Annotated in this window: 20 protein-coding genes; 12 read left to right on the forward strand and 8 right to left on the reverse strand. The window is 61.0% G+C overall.

The features are described 5' to 3' along the window. Nucleotides 1-11: 11 nt before the first annotated feature. Nucleotides 12-1,181 carry a zinc-dependent alcohol dehydrogenase gene (locus tag ACWFVE_RS15970; protein ID WP_447530246.1) on the reverse strand — a complete coding sequence of 390 codons (1,170 nt, stop codon included), beginning with the start codon at nucleotides 1,179-1,181 and terminating at the stop codon, nucleotides 12-14. 281 nt (nucleotides 1,182-1,462) lie between these two features. On the opposite strand from ACWFVE_RS15970, the gene djlA reads away from it, so the two are divergent. Further along, a complete protein-coding gene (djlA, locus tag ACWFVE_RS15975; protein ID WP_447530247.1) occupies nucleotides 1,463-2,230 on the forward strand; it encodes a co-chaperone DjlA in 768 nt (255 codons plus the stop codon). Nucleotides 2,231-2,244: 14 nt separating this feature from the next. Here the strand turns inward: djlA and ACWFVE_RS15980 are convergent, their stop codons facing one another. The 6 genes from ACWFVE_RS15980 to ribA form a co-directional block, all read right to left on the reverse strand. Then, nucleotides 2,245-3,294 carry a homocysteine S-methyltransferase family protein gene (locus tag ACWFVE_RS15980; protein ID WP_447530248.1) on the reverse strand — a complete coding sequence of 350 codons (1,050 nt, stop codon included), beginning with the start codon at nucleotides 3,292-3,294 and terminating at the stop codon, nucleotides 2,245-2,247. A gap of 231 nt (nucleotides 3,295-3,525) precedes the next feature. Next, nucleotides 3,526-3,954, reverse strand: a complete 429-nt coding sequence (locus tag ACWFVE_RS15985) for a response regulator (RefSeq protein ID WP_447530249.1) — start codon at nucleotides 3,952-3,954, stop codon at nucleotides 3,526-3,528. After that, nucleotides 3,954-5,276 (reverse strand): sensor histidine kinase, encoded by a 1,323-nt coding sequence (locus ACWFVE_RS15990; RefSeq protein ID WP_447530250.1) that lies wholly within the window; start codon nucleotides 5,274-5,276, stop codon nucleotides 3,954-3,956. Before ACWFVE_RS15990 ends, ACWFVE_RS15985 begins: the two co-directional genes overlap by 1 nt. Then, nucleotides 5,273-6,928 carry a sensor histidine kinase gene (locus ACWFVE_RS15995; protein WP_447530251.1) on the reverse strand — a complete coding sequence of 552 codons (1,656 nt, stop codon included), beginning with the start codon at nucleotides 6,926-6,928 and terminating at the stop codon, nucleotides 5,273-5,275. Before ACWFVE_RS15995 ends, ACWFVE_RS15990 begins: the two co-directional genes overlap by 4 nt. After that, a complete protein-coding gene (locus tag ACWFVE_RS16000; protein WP_447530252.1) occupies nucleotides 6,921-8,252 on the reverse strand; it encodes a diguanylate cyclase in 1,332 nt (443 codons plus the stop codon). The genes ACWFVE_RS15995 and ACWFVE_RS16000 overlap by 8 nt, the downstream gene beginning before the upstream one ends. A 71-nt stretch (nucleotides 8,253-8,323) precedes the next feature. Beyond that, entirely contained in the window at nucleotides 8,324-8,959 is a 636-nt protein-coding gene (ribA, locus tag ACWFVE_RS16005; protein WP_447530253.1) for a GTP cyclohydrolase II, read from the reverse strand. A gap of 221 nt (nucleotides 8,960-9,180) precedes the next feature. Here ribA and hemE point away from each other — a divergent pair, with 221 nt between their 5' ends. The 7 genes from hemE (at nucleotide 9,181) to ACWFVE_RS16040 (ending at nucleotide 16,773) form a co-directional block, all read left to right on the forward strand. Continuing rightward, complete coding sequence (gene hemE, locus ACWFVE_RS16010) at nucleotides 9,181-10,299, forward strand: uroporphyrinogen decarboxylase (RefSeq protein ID WP_447530254.1); 1,119 nt, start codon at nucleotides 9,181-9,183, stop codon at nucleotides 10,297-10,299. Beyond that, complete coding sequence (gene speE / locus ACWFVE_RS16015) at nucleotides 10,296-11,156, forward strand: polyamine aminopropyltransferase (RefSeq protein WP_447530255.1); 861 nt, start codon at nucleotides 10,296-10,298, stop codon at nucleotides 11,154-11,156. The genes hemE and speE overlap by 4 nt, the downstream gene beginning before the upstream one ends. 84 nt (nucleotides 11,157-11,240) lie before the next feature. Next, nucleotides 11,241-12,314, forward strand: a complete 1,074-nt coding sequence (locus tag ACWFVE_RS16020) for an amino acid ABC transporter substrate-binding protein (protein ID WP_447530256.1) — start codon at nucleotides 11,241-11,243, stop codon at nucleotides 12,312-12,314. Nucleotides 12,315-12,565: 251 nt separating this feature from the next. Beyond that, entirely contained in the window at nucleotides 12,566-13,591 is a 1,026-nt protein-coding gene (locus ACWFVE_RS16025) for an amino acid ABC transporter substrate-binding protein (RefSeq protein ID WP_447530257.1), read from the forward strand. A gap of 82 nt (nucleotides 13,592-13,673) precedes the next feature. Further along, entirely contained in the window at nucleotides 13,674-14,864 is a 1,191-nt protein-coding gene (locus ACWFVE_RS16030) for an amino acid ABC transporter permease (protein ID WP_447530258.1), read from the forward strand. A gap of 16 nt (nucleotides 14,865-14,880) precedes the next feature. Beyond that, nucleotides 14,881-15,981, forward strand: a complete 1,101-nt coding sequence (locus ACWFVE_RS16035) for an amino acid ABC transporter permease (RefSeq protein WP_447530259.1) — start codon at nucleotides 14,881-14,883, stop codon at nucleotides 15,979-15,981. A gap of 63 nt (nucleotides 15,982-16,044) precedes the next feature. Beyond that, on the forward strand, nucleotides 16,045-16,773 hold the full coding sequence (locus ACWFVE_RS16040; RefSeq protein WP_447530558.1) for an amino acid ABC transporter ATP-binding protein: 729 nt from the start codon (nucleotides 16,045-16,047) through the stop codon (nucleotides 16,771-16,773). Here ACWFVE_RS16040 and ACWFVE_RS16045 read toward each other — a convergent pair. Continuing rightward, complete coding sequence (locus tag ACWFVE_RS16045; RefSeq protein WP_447530260.1) at nucleotides 16,770-17,378, reverse strand: histidine phosphatase family protein; 609 nt, start codon at nucleotides 17,376-17,378, stop codon at nucleotides 16,770-16,772. The genes ACWFVE_RS16040 and ACWFVE_RS16045 overlap by 4 nt on opposite strands. Before the next feature lie 98 nt (nucleotides 17,379-17,476). Between ACWFVE_RS16045 and ACWFVE_RS16050 the strand changes: the two genes are divergently transcribed. From ACWFVE_RS16050 to ACWFVE_RS16065, 4 genes are all read left to right on the forward strand, one after another. Next, entirely contained in the window at nucleotides 17,477-17,908 is a 432-nt protein-coding gene (locus ACWFVE_RS16050) for a host attachment protein (protein WP_447530261.1), read from the forward strand. A 317-nt stretch (nucleotides 17,909-18,225) separates the two neighbouring features. After that, nucleotides 18,226-20,337 carry a methyl-accepting chemotaxis protein gene (locus ACWFVE_RS16055; protein WP_447530262.1) on the forward strand — a complete coding sequence of 704 codons (2,112 nt, stop codon included), beginning with the start codon at nucleotides 18,226-18,228 and terminating at the stop codon, nucleotides 20,335-20,337. Nucleotides 20,338-20,608: 271 nt separating this feature from the next. After that, entirely contained in the window at nucleotides 20,609-22,714 is a 2,106-nt protein-coding gene (locus tag ACWFVE_RS16060) for a methyl-accepting chemotaxis protein (RefSeq protein WP_447530263.1), read from the forward strand. A gap of 277 nt (nucleotides 22,715-22,991) precedes the next feature. After that, nucleotides 22,992-25,103, forward strand: coding sequence for a methyl-accepting chemotaxis protein (locus tag ACWFVE_RS16065; protein WP_447530264.1), 2,112 nt, complete (start codon nucleotides 22,992-22,994; stop codon nucleotides 25,101-25,103). Nucleotides 25,104-25,244 lie beyond the last annotated feature (141 nt).

The following is a 25,244-nucleotide window of genomic DNA, read 5'->3' on the forward strand; positions in this document are numbered from 1 at the left end:
CCTTGGCTCGTTTACGGCTTGAGAATGACCTTGATGCACCCATCCTGCTTTTCGCGAAAGGTGTTGTACATTTCAGGCCCCTGGTCCAGCCCAACGGAGTGGGTAATCACGAAAGAAGGATCGATCTGGCCTTCGTCGATCCGGCGCAGAAGATCCTCGCTCCAGCGGTTCACGTGGGTCTGGCCGGAGCGTACGGTCAACCCCTTGTTCATGAGCGCGCCGATGGGAAACTTGTCGATCAACCCACCGTAAACGCCGGGAATCGACAGCACCCCGGCCGGCCGGCAGACGTAGATCATCTCGCGCAGCACGTGGGAGCGGTCGGATTCCAGCATGACCGCCTGCTTGACCCGATCGTAAGCCGAGTCCAGTGACCGGGTGGCGTGGGCCTCGAGCCCGACGGCGTCGATACATTTTTCGGGCCCCTTACCGCTGGTCAGCGTTTGCAGCCTCTCCAGCACACTCTCTTGGTCGAAATTGATCGCTATCGCCCCGCCCGCTTGGGCCATGGCAAGGCGCTCCGGAACGTTATCGATCACCACCACCTGCTGGGCACCGAGCAGCACGGCGCTGCGTACGCAGAACTGGCCGACCGGCCCCGCCCCCCAGATCGCCACCGTATCGGTGGGCTGGATATCGCACTGGACGGCGGCCTGCCAGCCGGTGGGAAAGATATCGCCCAGAAAGAGCACCTGCTCGTCGGTGAGCGAGCTGGGCACCTTGATATGGGTGCTATCGGCAAAGGGTACGCGCACGTATTCGGCCTGGCCGCCCGCGTAGCCGCCGGTCAAGTGGGAGTAGCCGAAAAGCCCGGCGCCGGCATGGCCAAAGGCTTTGTCCGCCAGGCCCTTATTGCGGTTGGAGCGCTCACAGGCCGAGAAATTGCCGCGCTGACACTGAGGACACTCGCCGCAGGTGATGATGAACGGCACGACGATACGATCGCCCACTTTGAGTTTCTTATTGTCGTGCCCCACTTCCATGACCTCGCCCATGAACTCATGGCCGAGCACGTCGCCATTTTCCATGGCGGGGATAAAGTGGTTATAGAGGTGCAGGTCAGAGCCACAGATCGCGCAGCTACTGACGTTGATGATGGCATCGCGAGGATGCTCTATTTCCGGATCGGGAACCGTGTCATAACGGACATCGTTCTTGCCGTGCCAACATAGTGCTTTCATGGTGGCTCTCCTGAAAGGGTTAGCCATGGCCGATGCCATGCCAGCTATCACTATAGTGCACCCCCTAAAATAAACGTTTAACAAAGGATAAAAGCGAAGGTAGTGGCGACCAACGGCCCCGCTTTTAGGCCTCGTACCGGTGAGCATGCGTTTAAACAAACGTCGCCGGCTACAGGCACTTAAAACGAATCCTTCTATAATGACGCCACTGTCCAATATAGCGGCGCTGAAAGTGATAAATTCGTTCACCGCCTCTTTTCCATCGACCGCTTGAGAGTACTATGACGTTTTTGCTTATTTCGACGCTGCTGTTTGGTTTGCTGGGCCTGGCCATTTTTGGCCCCATTGGCCTGCTGGTCGGTGGCGGGGTTGGCTTTTGGATCGCCCAGCGCGCGATACGCCGACTGATCACCGCCCGCCGCCAGATCGAACAGGGCTATCTGGAGTCGGTCTTCGCCGTGATGGGGTGCCTTTGCCAGGCCGATGGCCGCGTTAGCGACAACGAGCGAGACATCGCCGAGCGCCTTTTCAGTCAGATGCAGCTAAGCGATGCGCTGCGCGCCCAGATGCGCACCGCCTTCGAGCGCGGCCAGGCGGACAGCTTCGACCTGGACGCAGAACTTGGCAAGGTAGGCCGTTTGACGCAGCGCCAGCCGGCGCTACGCCAGATGTTCGTGCAGGTGCAGCTCAGCGCTATCGCCGCCGATGGTGAGATTCAAGAAAGCGAACACGCCATGATGATGCGCGTGGCCCAGGGCATTGGCTGTAGCGAAACCGAAGTACGCCAAATCGAGGCGATGATGCAGCGCGCCTCCGCCAACGCCGCGGGTACTAGCGAAACCTCCCTCGAAGACGCCTACCGAGTACTCGGCATTAGCGAAGAGGCCAGCGACGCCGAGGTCAAAAAAGCCTACCGGCGCCTGATGAGCCAAAACCACCCGGACAAGTTGGCCGGCAAAGGCTTGCCCGAAAGCATGCGCGACATGGCCCAGCAGCGTACCAGCGAAATCAGCAACGCCTACGAGCGGATCAGCCGCGCCCGGGAGTGAGCGCAAGCCCTTGATCAGGCCTTTTCGCCCAGCGCGGCAATATGCGCCGGCAAGCGCTCGTGACTTCCGTACATGAAGTGGTTCTCCATGCGCTCGGCAAACTGCGCGGCGCCGGGCTCGCGGCCAACGGCCATGGCCACTTCGCGTATGTGCATGGGCGCGGCGCCACAGCAAACGCCCAGATAGTTGACGCCGCTATCGAAGGCCTTGCGAGCAAAGGCGCCTAGCTCGTAGCGGTTGCAGAACAAGGGGTCCAGCGCGGTGGGAAAGGGACGCCCGTGAGGCGACGGGCAACTGCACCCTTGGGTGTCGGAAAGATTGAAAAAGGTGGGTTCCTGGGCGGTGGTGCGAAAGGTCACCGGCAGTGCCGCGACGTGACAAGACACCGCCTCGCGAATCTGCTGGATCCAGTCCAGCATGGTATCCGGCCCCCTAAAGCAGTTCAGGCCGACCACGCTGGCGCCGTTTTGCTCGAGCGCCACACAGGTCTCCAAGATGCCGGGGCCATCGATCATTTGATTCTCGGCCATCGGCGCCAGGGTGATGACCGCCGGCAGCCCCTTGGCCTTGATCGCCTCCAGCGCCGCCTGGGCTTCACCGGCGTAATAGAAGGTTTCGCCGATGATGAAGTCCGCGCCCTCCTCGACGGCCCACTGCACCATTTCATCGAACATGGCGCGCACGCTCTGCTGGGACGCCGGATCCTGAGGGTCCCATACGTTACTGTTGGAAATGTTACCGGCCATCAGGTTGCCGGGCTGATCATCGGCCACCTTGCGGGCGATTTTGAGCGCGGCCCGGTTCAAGGGCTCCAGCAGCTCCTCTTTACCGATCACGCGCATTTTTTCGCGATGCCCGTTATAAGTGAACGCCTGCACGATGTCCGAGCCCGCGTGTTGGAAATCGCGGTGCAATGCTTCCAACGCGTCCGGGCGCAGTAACGCCACTTCCGGGACGAACTCCCCCGCCGAGAGGTAACCGCGGCGTTCGAGTTCGAAAAGAAAGCCCTCAGCGCAGATAAGCGGGCCGTCATCGAGCCGCCGGGTGATCAGGTCTTGTACCATGGGGGAGTGCCTCCGAAATGAGCTTTATCGTCAATGAAGGCTCAGTTTGGCAGGCCTGGTCGGCGTAAAACCAATGAAAAATCCGCCCCATCAAAGTGAGCCGAATTCATCATTGGATATATGAACGAGAAAATTATAAATATACGTGTTCGGAACTGGCTTACGGCCTACAAAGCGCGCGTTCTGCCACCCCCGGCCGTGGCCCTCGCCACCGAGAAAGCTGCCAGGCGCTTAACCTGGCCGGCGCACCAGTGTCAGCCAGTAGTCTTCCAATGAGCGAATCGAGGCGACGAACTGCTCGATATCCATGGGTTTGACGATGAATCCGGCTGCCCCCAAATCATAAGAAGCGAAGATATCCGCTTCGGCTTCCGAGGTCGTCAACACCACCACCGGAATCTGGCGAAGCGTTTCCAGAGATTTGACGCTTTTCAAAAACGCCTTGCCGTCCATGCGCGGCATATTGAGATCCAAAAGGATCAGATCCGGCCTCGGTGCTGACGCGTATTTACCTTCACGGTGCAAAAACGCTAATGCCTCGACGCCGTCGCCGACATCGTGCACATCCACCAGCATATGGCCCTCCTTGAAGGCCATTCTGGCAAGATGCACGTCGGCGGGCTCGTCTTCCACCAATAGCACAACGAAATGTCCATCCATTACGGTTTCTCCCTGACCAGTGGCAAATCGAAGACGAAGCACGCCCCACCCGCCATGCCGTCCTCCACCGTTATACGCCCGTTCACCTTGCGCAGCATCTTGACGACTTTGGCAAGCCCTACGCCGGTACCGGGATATTCCTCGCTGTTAGGCACCAGCCGTGCAAACATCTCGAAGACCTGCTGACGGTATTCCGGCGCGATACCCTGGCCGTTATCCGCCACCCGGTACTGGACGCGCCCTTTTTTCACGCTGGCGCTAATCACGATGTCCAGCGGCCGTTCTGGATGGCGGTATTGCCAGCTATTGTGCAGCAGCACGTTGAACAACTGGGCAAGCTGCTTGTGGTTGAACCAGACCTCATAAAGCTCACCTTCGATGCGCAAGCTGCCCGCCTCGCGCAGGGCTGAAAGCGCGGGTTCGAACTGATAGAGCTCGTTGACCAGCTGCTCGACATCGACGCGCTCCGAGGGCGCGGCGACCGTCCCCACGCCCAGGTAGCACTGAACATCGCCGACCAGGTCCCTCAGGCGCTGGGCCTGGTCCGCGATAAAGTGAACCGCCAGCGCCTCGTTCGAGTCGCTCGGCGTTTGGGACGAGCGCTGCAACTGATGGGCGAAACTCACCAGCCGTCGACTCGGCTCCTGGAAATGGTGCGCCATGGCCTGGCTCAAGCGCTCCAATTCCTGGTTACGAAACGAAAGCTCGTCGATCAGTCGCATGTTTTCGCGCTGGGCTCTACGCAGGCGCCAAAGCGCCAGCGCCAACAGCAGGATCACGGCGCCCTGGGCCAACGCGCCGCCAATCCAGAACCAGCGGGCGCGTTCGCGAGCGCGGCTTAATTCAGCGCTTTGCAGATCCACCTGCTCCTCGACCGTCTCGACATAGCGTCTGCCCGTCGCGCTATCCACAGCACTCATATCGTAAATCGACGAGAGCATGACCGGCTCGCCGTTCAAGCTGTAGGGCTGAGAGTAGACCCCGACGATTTTGGTACTGCCATCGGCCAGACGGTGGCGGTAAACGAAGTGATTACGGTCCTGCTGGCTAGCGCGCTCGATCTCCTGACGTACCTGACCGGGGGTAAAGGTATTGATCTGATTGACGTTCATCCGCTCCAGGTCGGCGTAGCCGTAAAACTCGAAGGCGGCCGGGTTGGCGCGCAGGATATCGCCGTCCTCGACGGCCAACATCCACATCGGTGCAGGGCTTCGCATGAAGAACGCATCGAAATCGGTTTGTGCCCAGCCGTTGGAAGGGAGCAGCGCAAGCCCCATCAAAAGCGCAAGCGCTGTGCCAAGCCCACGGCCACTTATCCTCATGGCTTCGCCCCATGGCGCGGCAGCGAGACATGAAAACAGCTGCCCTGTCCCTCGCCCGCCGAGGTCACCCAGATTCGGCCCTGGTGGCGTTCGACGATCTTGCGGCATACCGCCAGCCCCACGCCGGTACCCTCGAACTGGCCGCGGGCATGCAGGCGCTGGAACACCTTAAACAGCCGCGGTATCTGGTCAGAATTGATCCCGATGCCGTTATCGGTCACCGTAATATGCCAACTGCCGGCGCGGCGGCGACGTTTGATCGCGACCTCGACCTCGACCGATTTATCGAGGGGGTGATACTTGAGCGCGTTGCCGATCAGGTTTTGGAAAAGCCGCGTCATTTCATCCTGGTTCGCGCTGACCTCGGGCCATTTCCCCTTGACGCTGACGGACGCCTGGTTATCCGCGATCGCCGGGGCAAGAAAATGGAGCGCCTCGTCGAGGGATTCGCGCAGCGAGAAAGTGGTAAACGGCTGGTCCTGTCGGCCCACGCGGGAGTACTCCAAAAGCGAAAGCAGCATATCGTCCATCCGCTTGGCGCCGTCACTCATGTAGTGCAGCATGGTGCTACCGTCGTCATCGAGCCGGTCGCCGAGGTGGCGCTTCAAAAGCTGGGCATAGCTGGTCACCATACGAAGCGGCTGGCGCAGATCGTGGGAGGCGGCGTAAGCAAAGTGCTCCAACTCGCGATTGGATTTTTCCAAGGATTCGCGGTAGTCGTCGCGCTCCTGTTGAAGCAGGTGAGAGGCCGTGATGTCGCGCAGGTAGCCGTGCCAAACCGTGCTGCCATCGTCCAGACGCTCGGGGTTGGAGCTCCCCTCTATCCAAAGAAGTCCGGCGTCCGGATGATTGACCCGAAACGTCAGGTTCCAAGGGCTGAGCGTCTCGGCGGAGGCGTTGATGCTGTCGGCCATCTTGTCCAGGTCATCGGGATGGATCGCCGCGAAGATTCGCCCTGCGTCTTGCTTGACCTGCTCGGCCGTCACGCCGGCAATATCCTTGATGCCCACACTCGCGTAGGGGATGCGTATCGTGCCATCGGTCCCCTGGAAGTACTGAAAAAGGGCGCCCGGCAGCAGCGCGCTCAGTTTGGTGAGGCGGTCGGTTATTACCTGGGCTTGGGCCTCGGCCTCTTTACGCTGGGTAATATCGATGTGCGTACCGGCCATCCATCGCGCATTGCCCGCCTCGTCTTGATCGACCACCCGGCCGCGCGCGTACACCCAGATATCGTGACCGTCGCGGTGGCACATGCGAAATTCGATGTTGTAGCTGTCGGTCTCGCCCTCGAGATGCGCGCGTAACGCCTGATGGGCGCGCGCCAGCTCCGCCGGATGGCAAAAGCGCTCCCAGGTCGCCACCGTGGTGGGCGTTAGCTCATCGAGTGTATAGCCGACCATCTCTGCCCAGCGCTCGTTCAAGCGTGTTTCACCGGTCTGAATGTCCCACTCCCAGGTACCGGCCGAGGTACCCCAAAGGATATGGTTCAGCGCTTTCTGCTGGCTTTTCAACCGAACTAAACGCTGGCGGCTGCGCCAATAGACCAGCCCCTGCAGTACGATGGAGAACACCAGAGCGACGGCCAAAAAAACGACCCAGGGCCAGCCGCTTTGACCGACGAGGGCTACAGATTGAAGGGGTTCGTTATTCATAATTGACACACACCTGGTTACGCCCGGCATTTTTCGCCTCGTAAAGGGCGCTGTCGGCCCGCGCCAGGGCACCGTCCGGAAGCGAGTCGCTGACCCGCATGCGCGCTACGCCAATGCTGGTGGTGACCTTGAGCGGTGAACTCACGCACTCCAGGGGCACCTGCATCGCCTCGATCGAGACGCGCAGCTTTTCCGCCGCTACCTCGGCGCCGGCCAGGTCGGTATCGGGTAGTACCACCACGAACTCTTCGCCCCCCAAACGTGCAAACACATCCGTTTGGCGCAACTGACGTGTCACGGTCGTAGAAAACTGCATCAATACCGCATCGCCTGCACCGTGGCCGTAGGTATCGTTAACGCTTTTAAAACGATCAAGATCCAGCATCACCACGCACACGCCGTGGTCGCCCTTGCGCTTCAAGCGTGCCAGCTCGCGCCTTGCAAGATCCATGAAGCTTCGCCTATTGAGCAGCCCCGTCAGTTCATCGTACATGGCAAGCTGGGTTAGCTGCGCCTCCATCGCCTTGCGTTCGCTGATGTTCTGTTGAACGCCGACCATCCTTAGGGGCCGCCCGTCGGCACTGCGACTGACCAGATGCCCCGACTCGAACACCCACACCCAGTGGCCATCCCGGTGGCGTATACGAAACTCGCACTGGTAATTGGGCTCTTCCCCTTGAGTATGACGCGCGATGGTGGCCTCGACCCGCTCGCGGTCCTCCGGGTGGATCTGGGCAAACCACTCTTCCACACTCTGCGGAACGTCGGCGTGCTCTCGCTGATAGCCAAGCGTTGCCAGCCAGCGATCGCTGTAGATAAACACGTTTTCCTGCAAAAGCCACTCCCATACGCCAAGCTTGGCGCCTTCGATTGCCGCGGCCATGCGCTCTTCCGAAATCACCAAACGCTGCTCGAGCTTTGCCCGGCTGATGGCGTAACGAATGGCGCGGTGGAGGGAGTCGGCGTCGATCTTGCCCTTGATCAGATAGTCCTGGGCACCGGCTTCGAGTACTTCGAGGGAAAAATCCGCGTCATCGAACCCGGTCAGCACCACAATGGGCACGCCGCTGGCGATTTGCTTACAGACCAGAACGGTCTGGATACCGCTGGCGTCGGAAAGGCTGAGATCGAGCAGGATGACATCCGGAAAGGAGGGGGCTTGCGTCAAAAAATCGGTGAGCCGAGCAAGGCTCTCGACCCAGGTGAGCGTGCTATCGCCATGATCGTACTTGAAGGTGTATTGGATCAGCGCCGCGTCGCCCGGGTCGTCTTCGACCAGCACTATCGATAACGGCTTTCCCACCTGTTTCGATAACTGTTTCATTGTTTGCCTTCTGCCAGTTCATCTGGCAAGACTGCTCAGAAGGCGGACAAGAGTCAAGCGTCGTCAATCACTCACTTTTTACGCTCGATATCCACATCCTCGGCCTGGGTAAAATCCCCCAGCGCCATCATGTGGCCAAGTTTGCCGGCCTTGGTGGCCAGGTACTGCTCGTTGTGCGGGTTGAGCCCGGTGGTAATGGGCAAACGCTCGGTCACGTTGACGCCGTCGTTGGTCAGCGCCTCGACCTTGCGGGGGTTGTTGGTCATCAGTTTGAGCGCCTGGATATTGAGATGCTCGAGCATCGGCACACAAAGATCGTAGCGGCGCATATCGGCACCAAAGCCAAGGCGCTCGTTGGCCTCGACGGTGTCCGCGCCCTGGTCCTGCAGGTTATAGGCGCGAATCTTGTTCAAAAGGCCAATGCCGCGGCCTTCCTGGCGCAGATACAAAAGCACCCCGCGCCCCTCTTCGGCGATGCGTTTGAGCGCCTCTTGAAGCTGATAGCCGCAGTCGCAGCGCATCGAAAACAGCGCATCGCCGGTCAAGCACTCGGAGTGCACGCGCCCGAGCACCGGGGCGTCGCCCGTCACATCGCCAAGCGTCAGGGCGATATGATCCTTGCCCGTTGCATCGTCTTCGAAGCCGTGCATAGTAAATGTAGCCCAAGGGGTGGGCAGCCGGGAGGCGGCAATGAAGCGAATGGTCACGGGTTACCTCGCAAATCGACCAGAGCCGGAAACGATGTGAGTAGGAAAAGAACTCGGTAGTTTACCAAAAAGCGGCGCCGGCCTCACGGCCTGCATCCATACAAGCGGCGATAAAACGGCGAAGCGGTCGCATTCTACCCGCCGCTCCCCGGTGAGCGCCGCTATCCTGATGCACACTACCTCGCCTACAATAGGGGCAAATTTCCCTAGAGCAGGCGTTTATGTCTTCTTCCGCTGTATCTCCTCCCCTTTTGCAAAACGACCGTTTTCTACGCGCCTTGGCCCGCCAGCCGGTGGACCGTACGCCGGTCTGGATGATGCGCCAGGCCGGGCGCTACCTGCCCGAGTACCGTGAGCGCCGCGCTCAGGCGGGCAGCTTCATGGACCTGTGCCGCAACCAGGATTTCGCCTGCGAAGTCACCCTGCAGCCGCTGGAGCGTTTCCCGCTGGACGCGGCGATTCTGTTTTCCGATATTCTGACGATTCCCGACGCCATGGGTCTTGGGCTCTACTTCGAGACCGGCGAGGGGCCGAAATTTCGCAAGACCGTACGCACGCCGGAGGAAGTCGCGGCGCTCTCCGTGCCCAACGCCGAGCGCGACCTGGACTACGTTATGCGTGCGGTATCCACCATTCGCCGCGAACTCAACGGCCGCATGCCGTTGATCGGCTTCTCCGGCAGCCCCTGGACGCTGGCGACTTACATGGTCGAAGGCGGCTCGAGCAAGGATTTCCGCCATCTGAAAACCATGCTCTACGACACCCCGGACACCATGCACCAGTTGCTCGATACCCTGGCCCACGCGGTGACCGACTACCTCAACGCCCAGATTCGCGCCGGCGCCCAGGCGGTACAGATTTTCGATACCTGGGGCGGCTCGCTCTCCACGCCGGCGTATCTCGAGTTTTCGCTTCGCTACATGGAGCAGATCGTCTCGGGCCTGATCCGCGAGCACGACGGCCGCCGCGTGCCGGTGATTCTGTTCACCAAAAACGGCGGGCAGTGGATCGAACACATCGCCTGCGCCGGTGCCGACGCGGTGGGGCTTGATTGGACCACCGAACTCAGTGACGCCCGCGATCGGGTGGGCCATAAGGTGGCGCTACAGGGTAATCTGGACCCCAACGTGCTGTTCGCCCGGCCCTCGGCCATTCGCGCCGAAGTCGCTCGGGTACTGGAAAGCTACGGGCACGGGCCGGGCCATATCTTCAACCTGGGTCACGGCATCAGCCAGTTCACCAACCCCGACCACGTCAGCGCCTTCATGGAGGCACTGCACGAACTTAGCCCCCAGTATCACAAGAACGACCACCCAAGCGACGCCGGAGAGGGCCGATGAGCGATTTCGATCAAGCGCAGTGGTTCACCGAAGTCTTCGACGCCCACGGCAGCGCGTTCTCGCTCAAAGTCAGCGAGAAGCTTTGGGATGTACAAAGCGCCTATCAGCACCTGGAAGTCTATGCCACCGAGACCTACGGCAACCTGTTAGTGCTGGACGGCTGCGTGATGCTCACCGACCGGGACAACTTCCTGTACCACGAAATGATCGCCCACCCGGCGCTTTTCACCCATCAGAACCCGAAGCGCGTCGTGATCATCGGCGGCGGCGACTGCGGCACGCTCAAGGAAGTGCTGCGTCACGACGGCGTGGAAAAAGTCACTCAAATCGACATCGACGAAGAGGTCACCAAGGCCTCCACGCGCTTCTTCCCGGCGCTGGTCGCGTCCAACGGCGACCCGCGCGCGGAGCTTTTGTTCGCGGACGGCGTGAAGTGGGTCGATGAGGCCGAAGACGAAAGCGTCGATGTCCTCATCATCGACTCCACCGACCCGGTCGGCCCGGCGGAAGGGCTTTTCAAGACCGAATTTCTGGCGCGCTGCCACCGCATTCTGCGTCCCGGCGGCGTGCTGGTGCAGCAAAGCGAATCACCGCTCTATCACAGTGGGTCGATCATTCGTGAACTGCGCGAAGACATGAAGTCGGCCGGTTTCGAGAGCGTGGCAACGCTTCCCTTCCCCCAGCCGGTTTATCCGTCGGGCTGGTGGAGCGTGACGCTGGCCGGCAAGGCGACAAACGTTGAAAGCTTTCGTGAAGAGGCTGCCGCGGAGCATGAAATGCCGCTACAGTACTACACGGTAGAGGCTCACCGCGGCGCCCTGGCGCTGCCACCGTTTATGCGCGCCGCTTTCGCTTAAATTCCCCAAAGCGACACGCACTGAATCGAGGCCGGGCACTGCTCGGCCTTTTTTGTAGCGCTTACCCACGCAAGGGACACAACAATGAACAAAGCGGATCACACAAGGGCAATCAAAAGGACCTTCACAAGGGCTATCCCAGGGGCCCGGGGTTGGCACATCAAACTGTTGACCGGGGCGGCGCTTTTGCTGCCCGGCCTGGCGCTGGCCACCACGCTTGAAACGGTGAAAGAGCGCGGCAGTCTGCGCTGCGGAGTCAACGCGGCCCAACCCGGCTTCTCGGCGCTGGACGACGAAGACACCTACCGGGGCCTGGATACCGACATTTGCCGCGCGGTGGCCGCCGCCGCCCTGGGGGAAGGCGCCAACGTCGAGTTCGTGCCGCTGGATTCGGTCGAGCGCTTCGCGGCGCTTCAGTCCGGCGAGGTCGACGTGTTGGCCCGCACCACCACCTGGACCTCTACCCGGGATACGACCCAGGGGATCCACTTCACCGGAGTGAGCTACTTCGATGGCCAAGCCTTCATGGTGGCAAGCGACCTGGGCGTACAGAGCGTAAGCGAGCTGGACGGCGCGGCGGTGTGCACCCAGTCCGGCACCACCAGCGAGCTCAACCTGGCCGACTACTTCCGGTTGAACGGCATGAGCTTCGATGCGGTGGTGTTCGACGCCCCGGAGCAGTCCATCGCTGGCTTCGAGTCCGGACGCTGCGACGTTTTAAGCTCCGACGCCTCGCAACTCTATGCCCAGCGCATGCAGTTGGCCGACCCGGACATGGCCATCGTTCTCCCGGAGACGATCTCAAAGGAGCCCCTGGGACCGGCGGTGCGCCAGGGCGACGATCAGTGGTTCAACATCGTTAAATGGTCGCTGTTCGCCATGCTCAACGCCGAGGAACTGGGCGTGAGCATGGCCAACGTGGACGAACAACTCGAATCCGAAAGCCCGGATGTGATGCGCCTACTGGGCCGCGACGGTAATTTCGGCGAGGCGATGGGCCTTAATGCCGACTGGGCCTATCAAATCGTCAAGCAGGTGGGTAATTACGCCGAGATGTTCGATCGCAACGTGGGCGCTGACTCAGCGTTTAATATCGGACGCGGGCTGAACGGGCTGTGGCGCGATGGTGGGCTTCAGTACGCCCCTCCTATTCGTTAGCCATTTTTACCCCACTCGCCTGTTTTCACTGGCCGATTCGGCAAGGTCCGCACGGCCAGTGCACCAAAGAAGCCCAACCAGTAGCCGAAGCTGCACTTTTTTGCAGCACAACTTTGGTCAAAAAGTTGCGGCTTTTGCGTTGAAAAGCGCTGAATGAGCCGATATATCCTTTCTGGCATCTTCCTTGCTAGCGTTATGTGCCGTGCTTCGGCATATATAACGAAATTTAATAACGAGGAAGGGAAACAACCATGATCAATAAAAAACACGTGGTACTGCTGGCTTCCGCGGGCGCCATCACCCTCTCCGGTGTGGCAAGCGTGCAGGCAGATGTCTTGGAAGATACGCGCTCACGAGGCGCTGTGCAGTGTGGCGTGAGTGATGGTTTGCCCGGTTTCTCCGCCCCGGACGACAGCGGCGAGTGGCAAGGCCTGGACGTTGACGTCTGCCGCGCCGTGGCCGCTGCCGTGCTGGGCGATGCCGACGCGGTCAATTACATCTCCCTGAACGCCGTCGAGCGCTTCACCGCGCTGCAGTCCGGGGAAATCGACGTGCTTTCTCGTAACACCACCTGGACCACCACCCGCGACACCACCCTGGGTCTGAACTTTACCGGCGTGACCTTCTACGACGGTATCGGCTTCATGGTCAACCGTGACCTGGGCCTTTCTGGTGCCGACGAGCTCGACGGCGCGGCGATCTGTATCCAGTCCGGTACCACCACCGAGCTCAACGTGGCGGACTACTTCCGCGCCAACGACATGGCGTTTGATCCGATCGTTTTCGACACCTCGGAGCAGACCGTGGGCGGCTTCCAGTCCGGGCGCTGTGACGTGCTGACTTCCGATACGTCCCAACTCGCCGCGCTGCGTATCCAGCTCGACGAGCCGGACAGCGCGATGATCCTTCCCGAGATCATCTCCAAAGAGCCGCTGGGCCCGGTGGTTCGCCAGGGCGATGACACCTGGTTCAACATCGTCAAGTGGTCACTATTTGCCATGCTCAACGCCGAAGAGTACGGCGTGACCAGCGAAAACGTCGACGACATGATGGACAGTGAAAACCCGGATATCGCGCGTCTTCTGGGACAGGACGGCAACTACGGCGAAGGCATGGGCCTTGAAGCCGACTGGGCGTACAACATCATCAGCCAGGTCGGCAACTACGCCGAAAGCTTCGATCGCAACGTCGGTATGGATTCACCGCTGGAGATCGAGCGCGGCGTCAACGCTCTTTGGAATGACGGCGGCTTCCATTACGCACCGCCGATTCGCTAAGCGTCTCGCTTGACCCCGGCCCGCCGCGCTAACACCCAGGCGGGCCGTTTGATTGATCCTGCCGTATTGCGGAGACGCTTTCATGTCAGTAAGACCCGATGCTCGCCCGGTGGGCCACAAGCCCCCTTTCTGGCGAGACCGCGCTAAACGCGCGCTCATTTTTCAGGTGCTGGTGGTGGCGGTCGTCGCCATCTTTTTGCTCTATATCGTGGGCAACACCCAGGACAACCTTTCCGCACGGGGTATCACCACCGGTTTTGGTTTTTTGGACAACACCGCAGGCTTTGGCATCGTACAGAGCCTGATCGATTACTCATCGCAAAGCACCTACGGGCGCACCTTCTTCGTGGGTCTGCTCAACACGTTGCTGGTGGGCGGCCTTGGCGTGCTGGCAGCGACCCTCGTGGGCTTCATCGTGGGCATCGCCCGGCTTTCGCCCAACTGGCTCATCGCCAAACTGGCCGCCGCCTATATCGAGATCTTTCGTAATATCCCGCTGCTTTTGCAGATTTTTTTCTGGTACTTCGCCGTTCTGCGCACCCTTCCCGGTGCGCGCGACAGCCTCGCCTTCGGTGAAGTCATGTTTTTGAACGTGCGTGGACTCTACCTGCCCGAGCCGCTGTTCGAGTCCGGCTTTGGATTGATCCCCGCCGCGTTTCTCGTTGCCATCGTGGCCAGTATCGCGCTGATCGTATGGAACAAGCGCCGCCACGAGGCCACGGGCAAGCGCCTGCCCGCCTACTGGATCGCCTTTTTGCTGATTTTGGGCCTGCCGCTTTTAGTGCTTTTAGCCACCGGCGTGCCAATCACCTGGGATGTGCCGGCGCTTAGCGGGTTCAACTTCCGTGGTGGTATCACCGTGATTCCGGAGTTTCTGGCGCTATGGCTGGCGCTTTCGATCTACACCGCCTCGTTCATTGCCGAAATCGTGCGTTCGGGTATTCAGGCGATCTCTCATGGGCAGACCGAAGCCGCCCAGGCGCTGAGCTTGCCGCGCAACCTGATTCTTCGGCTGGTGGTGATCCCTCAGGCGATGCGGGTGATTATTCCGCCGCTGACCAGCCAATACCTGAACCTGATCAAGAACTCGTCGCTTGCCACCGCCATCGGCTATCCGGATCTGGTGTCGGTCTTTGCGGGTACCACGCTGAATCAGACCGGCCAGGCCATCGAGGTCATCGCCATGACCATGGGGGTCTATCTAACGATCAGCCTGCTGGTCTCCATGTTCATGAACTGGTTCAACGCCCGCGTGGCGCTGGTCGAACGCTAGGGCGAGGGTAACAACCATGATTCACAATCAAACCATGATCGAGCAGCGCCCGGCCCCGAAAAGCACCGTCGGCCCCGTGGCGTGGCTGCGCGCCAATCTCTTCAACGGCCCGATCAATACGCTGTTTACCTTGATCGGCCTTTACGTGCTGTACCTTTTGGTGGTGCCCACCGTGCAATGGGCGATCATCGACGCGGATTGGGTCGGTACCACCCGCGAAGACTGCTCCCGGGAAGGCGCCTGCTGGGTGTTCATCAAGGCGCGCTTTACCCAGTTCATCTACGGGCTCTACCCCCGCTCGGAAATCTGGCGCGCCAATATCGTGTTCGTCGGCTTTTTCGCGCTGATCGCCTGGCTTGCCATTCCGCGCCTGCCGTTCAAGCGCTGGGTGGCGGTATTTGCGCTGCTGGTCTTCCCGGTGATCGCCTACGTATTGCTCCACGGCGGCTATTTCGACCTGCCGCGCGTACCCACGCACCGCTGGGGCGGGCTGATGCTGACCCTGCTGCTTGCCACCGTCGGCATGGTGGGGGCGCTTCCCATCGGCATCGTGCTGGCCCTGGGCCGGCGCTCCAACATGCCCATCGTCAAAAGCTTCGCGGTGGTGTTCATCGAGTTCTGGCGCGGTGTGCCGCTCATTACCGTGCTGTTCATGGCCTCGGTGATGCTGCCGCTGTTTTTGCCCTCGGAACTCAGCGTCGACCGGCTCATTCGCGCCTTGATCGGCATTACGCTGTTTCAAAGCGCCTACATGGCCGAGGTCATTCGCGGTGGGCTACAGGCGATTCCCAAAGGCCAGGACGAGGCCGCGGCGGCGCTGGGTATGACCTACTGGAAGCGCATGGGGCTGATCGTCATGCCCCAGGCGCTCAAGATGATGATACCCGGCATCGTGAATACCTTTATATCGCTATTCAAGGACACCACGCTGGTCATGATCATCGGCCTGTTCGATCTATTGGGCATCGTTCAAGCGGCGCTTTCCGACTCGCGTTGGCTGGGCTTCTCGATAGAAGGCTATGTGTTCGCCGCGTTCATGTTCTGGATTTTCTGTTTCAGCATGTCGCGCTACAGCCAGTATCTGGAACGCCGCCTCAACACCGGCCACAAGCGTTAACGCCGCCCTTAGGATTTCAAGGATAACCTCATGAGCGAAGCAGCTTTAAACACCCAGGACCAGATGGTCGAGATGCGCGGCGTCAACAAGTGGTACGGCGACTTCCACGTGCTGCGCGACATCGATTTCGAAGTCAAACGCGGCGAACGTATCGTCATTTGCGGACCTTCGGGGTCGGGCAAATCGACCTTGATTCGTTGCATCAACCACCTGGAAGAGCACCAAAAAGGCGAAATCGTGGTCGGCGGCGTGCCGCTGACCCAGGACGTCAAGCGTATCGAGCAGGTGCGCCGAAGCGTGGGCATGGTCTTCCAGCACTTCAATTTGTTTCCCCACCTGAGCGTGCTGGAGAACTGCTGCGTGGCGCCAATGTGGGTGCAGAAAAAGTCCCGCCGGGAAGCCGAAGCCCAGGCCATGCAGTATCTTGAGCGGGTGCGCATCGCCGAGCAGGCCCGAAAATACCCGGGCCAGCTCTCCGGCGGCCAACAGCAGCGCGTCGCCATCGCCCGCTCGCTATGTATGCATCCGGACGTCATGCTCTTCGACGAGCCCACCTCGGCGCTGGACCCGGAGATGATCAAGGAGGTGCTCGACGTCATGGTGGAGCTTGCCAACGAGGGCATGACCATGCTCTGCGTGACCCACGAAATGGGCTTCGCGAAAACCGTGGCCGACCGGGTGATCTTCATGGACCAGGGCCAGATCATCGAAGAGAACGCCCCGGAGCCGTTCTTCAACAACCCCCAGTCCGAGCGTACCCAGCTGTTCCTGAGCCAGATTCTCGGCCACTAGGCACCGCCGTTCGCCCCTATAAGGGTGATACTGGCAGGCAAAAGCGCAGGCTGCTCACGATGTTCGGTGAGCGGCCTGGCGTTTAGCGCAGTGAGCAGTATCTGCAACGGGTCGCCGTGGCTGACCAGCAACACCACTTCCCCTTCGAGGCGGCTCTCCATCTCCTCGATGACCGACTGCATCCGCGCCGCGACCTGGCGGACCGACTCCACCTGGTGCGTTTGGTGGTCGGCATTCTCGCCGTCCAGTGCCCAGACGCTTGGGTAAAAACGGTCGCCCTGGCCATCCAGTGAGCCAAAATAGCGCTCGCGCAAACGAGGCTCCTTTTCAAGCGAAAGCCCGAACGCTTCGGCCACACGTTGGGCGGTGTGGGTGGTGCGTAAAAAGTCCGAGTGGACGATGCGCGAAGGCGCCGGCCAGCGCCAGTCGGCCACCACCGCCGCAAGCTGGCGCTCGCCGGTTTCTGAAAGCCCGAACGCATTAAGGCCCTGGGCCGGCGCGCTGATGATGAGCCCCTGTTCGTTGGCCAGGCTATGGCCGTGGCGCATTAACAGGTAGCGGTTACGCCAGCGGCCATCGCGTTGTTCTCTCTGCTGATCGAGCATCTTTTGTACCGTATGAGTGAGCGAGGGGTTTCGTTTGACCTAACGCTAAACGCTTGCCATGTTTAATCAACCATTAACGACACGGAGGACGTTTGATTATGGCAACTTATATTGTGGTGGCAGATGCGGGCAGAGCGCGTATTTTTACCCACGCAGCCAACAAGCTCACGGAAAAAGAGAGCCTGGTACACGCCGAAGGGCAGATGCACGAAGGCGACCTGGTGACCGATAGCCCCGGCGCGGACGTACATACGTCCTCCTCCGGCGCGGCACGCTCCTCCGCCGAAGGCGGCGAAGCGCTCGAGCACGAAAACGAGATGTTCGCCAAGCAGGTCGTTAAATATCTGTTCGACGCCCGCACGAGCAACAAGATGGACGAGCTCATCCTGGTCGCCGCCCCCAAGTTCCTGGGGCTTTTGCGCGATAAGCTCGACAAGCCGACCCAGAAGATGGTGACGCATACGCTCTCGAAGGATTACAGCAAAGCCTCTGTCGATGATATCGATAAAGCCATCAGCAAGCTGAGCTAAACCCTTTAGCCCCTCGAGCGGCGCTTCTCCCAAAGTGGCGCCGCTCTCGTCGATCACCTGCCCCCCGACGACCCTTTCAAAGCTGTTTGCGACCCAATCCTTCCCCCCGCGCTGAAACGGCCCCCCGCGCTTCAAGAAATTACCTCGCTTGCCGATAAGCATTAAGTGATATAACTCATTCCCCCTAACAAAACATTGCCGCCCTGGCGACCAGGTCGCGCAAGGTGCGCAAGGCGCTGGAGAGCCTGACGCCTGTAAGCGACTTTAGCCTTGCAGAGCCGGTAACACTAATCTCAACGCTGCAGAGATAAAATAAAATGCATTTTAAATCTGTCCGTACGCTGATCGCGACCCTGGTCAGCGGCTGTATCCTGGTGGTCGTCGCCGTGCTGGTGATCTACTCGCTCATTACCAACGCGCGCTCTCAGGCGCTGGTAGAGGATGAAACCCATGCGCTGCTCGAACAGAACATCGGGGCCCGCCTGACCGCGATTGCGGCGGCCCAGGCCGAAGATATCCAGGGCGAGCTCGAACACGCCTTGACGCTGGCGACGTCGCTTGCGAACACCAATGCCATGCTGGGCCTGGAGGATGACGAGGGCCGCCCGCTCATGACCATGAGCCGCCGCGAGCTTTCGATGCTGATTCGCCAAACGGTAGTCAATAACCCGGACCTGCTCGACGCTTTCATTGGCTGGGAGCCCAACGCCTTTGGCAACGACGCGCTCTACGCCGGGCGAGAGGGATTAGGCTACGGCCCGGACGGGCGTTTTATGCCCTGGTGGTACCGCACCGAGAGCGGCGCCATCGAGGTGCTCGCGCTGGGTAGCGACATAGAAAACCAGGCGCGCGGAGACGACGGTATTCGCAAGGGGGAATACTATCTCTGTACCAAAGAGACCGAGCGCACCTGCGTAGTCGACCCGCACTGGTACGACTACAACGGCGAAAACCTGCTGGTGACCTCGTTCAACGCGCCCATCCTGGTCGACGGCGAGTTTCGTGGCAGCGCCGGTGTCGACCTTGCGGTCGATTTCCTTCAGGGGCTTCTGGAAGAGGCCAACCAAACCCTTTACGACGGTGCCGGCCAGATGCTGCTGGTCGCCTCCCAGGGGGCGCTTTCCGCCCACACCAGCGAGCCCGCCCTGCTGGGCGAAAACGCCGAGCAGGCGCTTCCCGCCGACCTGTTGCCCGACCTTGCCAGCGCCCGTCAGGGTCAGCCGGTTCGCAATCTCGACAGCGAATCCGACATGATCGAGCTCTACTGGCCGTTCGATGTCGATGAAAGCGGCAACCCCTGGGTGCTGATCATTCGCCTGCCGGAAAGCGCCGTCATGGCGGGGCTTAACACCATGCAAGCGCAGTTGAACGACCAGGGCCGGTCCTCCATGTGGGCAATGATCATCATGGGGCTGATCATTGCCCTGCTGGGCCTGCTGGTCAGTTGGCTACTCGGGAGCGGCATCTCGCGTCCGCTGCGCCACCTGGCCGACCGGATGCGCGATATCGCCTCTGGCGAGGGGGATCTGACCCAGCGCCTGCCGGTGCGCGGACGCAACGAAGCCGCCGAACTCGCCATCCAGTTCAACGCCTTCGCGGTCAAAATTCACGACGTACTGGTCGACGTGCGCGCCAGCAGCGAGTCGGTACACCACGCCGCCAGCGAAATCACCCAGGGCGGCCAGGACCTTTCCCGGCGTACCGACCAGGCGGCGGCCAGCCTCCAGCAGACCTCCACCGCGATGGAGGAGATCAGCAGCACCGTGGGCCACACCACCAGCGCCTCGAAGGAGGCCAGCGGCCTGTCACAAACCGCCTCGCAACTGGCGGAACGTACCAACGGCGCCTTCGGCCAGGTGGTGGTGACCATGAACGATATCCGCACGACCTCCGATGAGATCCAGGCGATCGTCAAGGTCATCGACGGCATTGCCTTTCAGACCAACCTGCTGGCGCTGAACGCCTCGGTCGAGGCCGCCCGGGCCGGCGAGCACGGTCGCGGCTTCGCGGTGGTCGCCGAAGAGGTGCGCATGCTCGCCTCGCGCAGCAGCGAAGCGGCGGCGGACATCCGCCAGCGCATCACGGCCTCCACGGAAAAAGTCGAAAGCGGCACGCAGCTGGTGCACCAGGCCGAGCAGGCCATGCATGAGCTGGCCGAAAGCGTGACCCGGGTGAACCAGATGCTGGGCGACATCAGCACCGCCGCCGCCGAGCAAAACGACGGTATCAGCCAGGTGAGCATTGCGGTGAATGACCTGGACCAGATGACCCAGCAAAACGCGGCGCTGGTCGAGGAGTCCACTACCGCCGCCGAGCAGCTGAAGGAGCAGGCAGAGCGCCTGGCCGAGCTGGTCGGCGGGTTTACGCTCGAAGCCACCTCGCCGTCTTCTTCGCCACAGCTTGCCCCGCCTACCCGGTCGGGCTTTTAAGCAGACCTTTTAGGGGCCCTTAGAGGGCCCCTTTTCATCCCCTAATACCGCAGACCCAATGTGGCGCGGCGGGCCGTTTAATCCTTCATTTCAAGTCAACGGTGCCAGCGCCGATAACCTGAAACGAGCGCTATCACATTTTAAGGGGCGGTCATCACACCAGCGCCAGGCAGACTCAGAAAGCCTTACGCTGTTTTCTCCTGCCCAGGGTTACCCCATGGAAGGAAGCGCTAACACCCCTTTTCACTGGCCTGCTTCTTAAGGATCGATTATGCATTTTGGCTCGCTGCGAACTTATATGCTTGCGCTCGCGACTCCTTGCCTGCTGGCGATTGTGGCAGCTCTGGTGATCTACAACCTGGTGGCCACGACCCGCACGGCACAAACCATCGACGAGCACACCCGCGACCAAGCTCAAACAGCGCTGAATGCCCGCCTGAACGCGATCATCGAGGCCCAGGGCGAGCGTATCCAGGCCGAGCTGGATAGCGCCTTGCAAACCGCCGAGTCGCTAGCGCGCACGAATGCACTCATGGGAGCCACCGATGCCGAAGGCGAAATAGCACTTTCGTTAAGCCGTCGTCAGCTTTCCAACCTTCTTCGTCAGACCGTTGCCGATAACCCGTCGTTACTCGATGTTTTCATCGGCTGGGAGCCCAACGCCTTTGGCGATGACGCCCTCTATGTGGGCGAAGAGCGGTACGGCCACGACGGCAGCGGGCGCTTCATGCCCTGGTGGTACCGCACCGAAGACGGCGAGCTGGCCGTGCTTCCGCTGGGCGACACCATGGATAGCCAAACCGTAATGGAAAGCGGCATTCGCGAAGGCGAGTACTATCTTTGCCCCAAAGAGACGCTCTCTCCCTGCGTGATCGACCCCGCCGTTTATGACTACAACGGCGAATCACTGCTGGTGACATCCTTCAATGCCCCTATTTTGGTCGACGGCGCATTTCGCGGCGTCGCGGGGGTCGATCTGTCGCTGAACTTCATCCAAACCTTGCTGCGCGAGGCGAACGAGGAACTTTACGGCGGCGCGGGCCGCATGATGCTGGTCGCAGGCCAAGGCGGTCTGGTAGCCGATACGGCCAATAGCGAAACCCTCGGTCAACCAGCACGGGATACGCTGAATAGCGACTTACTGGAAGGTATCGAGGCCGCGCAGTCCCAGGCGAGCTTGCGCAGTAATACCCACGATGGGATGCTGCAGCGCTACCACACCATTCAGATGGGCGATACCGAGCGGCCTTGGGTGCTGGTGCTAGAGCTTCCCGAAGACGTCGTCTTCGCTGGCATCAATGCGCTGCAAGACCTGCTCGGCGAACAGCGCGACCGAAACACCCTGGGCATGACGACCGTCGGGCTGGTGCTTGCCGCGCTGGGCATGCTAGCGCTTTGGTGGATAGGCGGACGTATTGCTCGCCCCCTGCGCCGCCTGGCCGACCGGATGCGCGATATCGCCTCCGGCGACGGCGACTTGACCCAACGCCTGCCAGTCAACGGCCGCGATGAGAGCGCCGAGCTCGCCACCCAGTTCAACGCCTTCGCGGTCAAGATTCACGACGTACTGGTCGACGTGCGCGCCAGCAGCGAGTCCGTTCACCACGCCGCCAGCGAAATCACCCAGGGCGGTCAGGACCTTTCCCGGCGTACCGACCAGGCGGCGGCCAGCCTCCAGCAGACCTCCACCGCGATGGAGGAGATCAGCAGCACCGTGGGCCACACCACCAGCGCCTCGAAGGAGGCCAGCGGCCTGTCACAAACCGCCTCGCAACTGGCCACGCGCACCAACAGCGCCTTCGAGCAGGTGGTCGTGACCATGGGCGATATCCGCACGACCTCCGATGAGATCCAGGCGATCGTCAAGGTCATCGACGGCATTGCCTTTCAGACCAACCTGCTGGCGTTGAATGCCTCGGTCGAGGCCGCCCGGGCCGGTGAACACGGCCGCGGCTTTGCGGTGGTGGCCGAAGAGGTGCGCATGCTCGCCGCGCGCAGCAGCGACGCGGCAGCGGATATCCGCCAGCGCATCACGGCCTCCACGGAAAAAGTCGAAAGCGGCACCCAACTGGTGCACCAGGCCGAGCAGGCCATGCATGAGCTGGCCGAAAGCGTGACCCGGGTGAACCAGATGCTGGGCGACATCAGCACCGCCGCCGCCGAGCAAAACGACGGTATCAGCCAGGTGAGCATTGCGGTGAATGACCTGGACCAGATGACCCAGCAAAACGCGGCGCTGGTCGAGGAGTCCACTACCGCCGCCGAGCAGCTGAAGGAGCAGGCAGAGCGCCTGGCCGAGCTGGTCGGCGGGTTTACGCTCGACAACGATTCGAGCGTCCATCCGCACGCTCTTCCCGCTCACTCGAACGATAGATAAGGGCCTTGGGCGCTGCATTTCCACCACTGTCAGTATCAGGGCCTTCCGGGAGGGCCCTGCACGCTCATTGTCGAGTAATCGTCATAAAAGCTTCAAGTCGCTTGGGTAAAGGTCGATAGATGATTATCGGCATAGACCACACGCTCTATTTGCTCCGCCACCTTCCTCTACAGGATGAACGTTCAATGCCGCACTCACTGCGTTTGCGCATCTTAACGGATGCCGTGTCAGCCTTACTCTCGCATCGCTTAACAAGCGGCTCAAAAGGGCGTTTGAAATGAATTTCAAATCCGTACGCACCCTCATCGCGATTTTGGTCGGCAGCTGTATTCTGTTGGTCGTGGTCGCGCTGGTCGTCTATTCGATCATCGCGAATGGGCGCTCCCACCAGCTGGTAGAGCGCCAAACGAAAGAGCTTCTCGAGCGCAATATCGAAGTCCGCCTGGATTCCGTTGCGGGGGAACAGGCCGAGCGCATCAAGGGCGAGCTGGAAAATGCCCTTATCCTGAGCGAAAACCTGGCACGCACCAACGCCTTGATGGGCGTGACCGACGAATCCGGCCGCCCTTCCTTGTATCTGAGCCGCCGCGAACTCTCCCAGGTGATCCGCCAGACCGCCATCGATAACCCGGAACTGCTGGGCACCTATATTGGCTGGGCGCCGGATGCGTTCGGGCGTGACGAGGTCTTTGCCGGCCGTGAAGAGCTTGGCTACGGTCCGGATGGCCGCTTTCGTCCTTTGTGGTTCCGCGACGATAGCGACAACGTCGTGGTGCTTCCTCTCGATGAGAGCATGGAAAGCGAAACGCGCCAGCCCAACGGTGTCCGCCAGGGAGAGTACTACCTTTGCCCGCGCGATACGCTGACCACCTGCATCGTGGACCCGGTACCCTACGACTACGATGGTCAGGTCGTCATGGTGACCTCGTTCAGCGTACCCATACTGGTCGACGGTGAGTTCCGCGGCGCCGCCGGTGTCGATCTATCGGTCAACTTCATTCAATCCATACTGCTGGAAGCCAATCAGTCGCTCTACGACGGTGCCGGCGAAATGGCCTTGATCGCGTCGGGCGGCTCTCTAACGGCGCACACCGCGCACCAGGAGGCGCTCGGCCAACTCAGTAGCGACGTACTCGACGCGTCCCTGCAATCCTCTATTCAAAGCGCCCAGGCGGGCGAGCCCGTACGCCGCTATGACCGCGAACAGGGTGTCATCGAGCTTTACTGGCCCTTTACCATCGGCGACATCGACACGCCCTGGGTGTTAATGCTGCGTCTGCCGGAAAGCGCGGTCATGGCCGGCCTGCAAAATCTGCAGGACGAACTGGGCGAGCAGGCCAATACGTCCATGTGGGGCATGATTCTCATGGGTCTCTTGATTGCGCTGGCCGGCCTTTTTGTCAGTTGGCTGCTGGGTAACAGCATCTCCCGCCCGCTGCGCCACCTGGCCGACCGGATGCGCGACATCGCCTCCGGCGACGGCGACTTGACCCAGCGCCTGCCGGTGCGCGGGCGTAACGAAGCCGCCGAGCTCGCCATCCAGTTCAACGCCTTTGCCAATAAAATCCACGATGTGTTGGTCGACGTACGCGCCAGTAGCGACTCCGTTCACCACGCCGCCAGCGAGATCACCCAGGGCGGCCAGGATCTTTCCCGGCGCAGCGACCAGGCGGCGGCAAGCCTGCAGCAGACCTCTTCCGCCATGGAGGAGATCAGCAGCACCGTGGGCCACACCACCAGCGCCTCGAAGGAGGCCAGCGGCCTGTCACAAACCGCCTCGCAACTGGCCACGCGCACCAACAGCGCCTTCGAGCAGGTGGTCGTGACCATGGGCGACATTCGCACGACCTCCGATGAAATCCAGGCGATCGTCAAGGTCATCGACGGCATTGCCTTCCAGACCAACCTGCTGGCGCTGAATGCCTCGGTCGAGGCAGCGCGCGCCGGCGAACACGGCCGCGGCTTTGCGGTAGTGGCCGAAGAGGTGCGCATGCTCGCCGCGCGCAGCAGCGACGCGGCGGCGGACATCCGTCAGCGCATCACGGCCTCCACGGAAAAAGTCGAAAGCGGCACGCAGCTGGTGCACCAGGCCGAACAGGCCATGCATGAGCTTGCCGAAAGTGTCACCCGGGTGAACCAGATGCTGGGCGATATCAGCACCGCCGCTGCCGAGCAAAACGACGGTATCAGCCAGGTGAGCATCGCGGTGAGCGACCTGGACCAGATGACCCAGCAAAACGCGGCGCTGGTCGAGGAGTCCACCACTGCCGCCGAGCAGTTGAAGGAGCAGGCGGAGCGCCTGGCCGAGCTGGTCGGTGCCTTTACCCTGGCTGATGAGCGTACTGGTCGCGAGCAACACGCCTCGCCGCTCTCCTTGCCCGGCCGGTAAACGGGCCGCTTTGACGCTACCCGGTACTCATCGAGGGCCTCCACAGGAGGCCCTTTTTTTATGGGGCCAGACTGCAGAAAATCGTTCACTAAAACTAAAGTCGCATCCCACAATGCCGATAGAAGGACATTCCCATTATTT

Source organism: Vreelandella mediterranea (assembly GCF_970647075.1).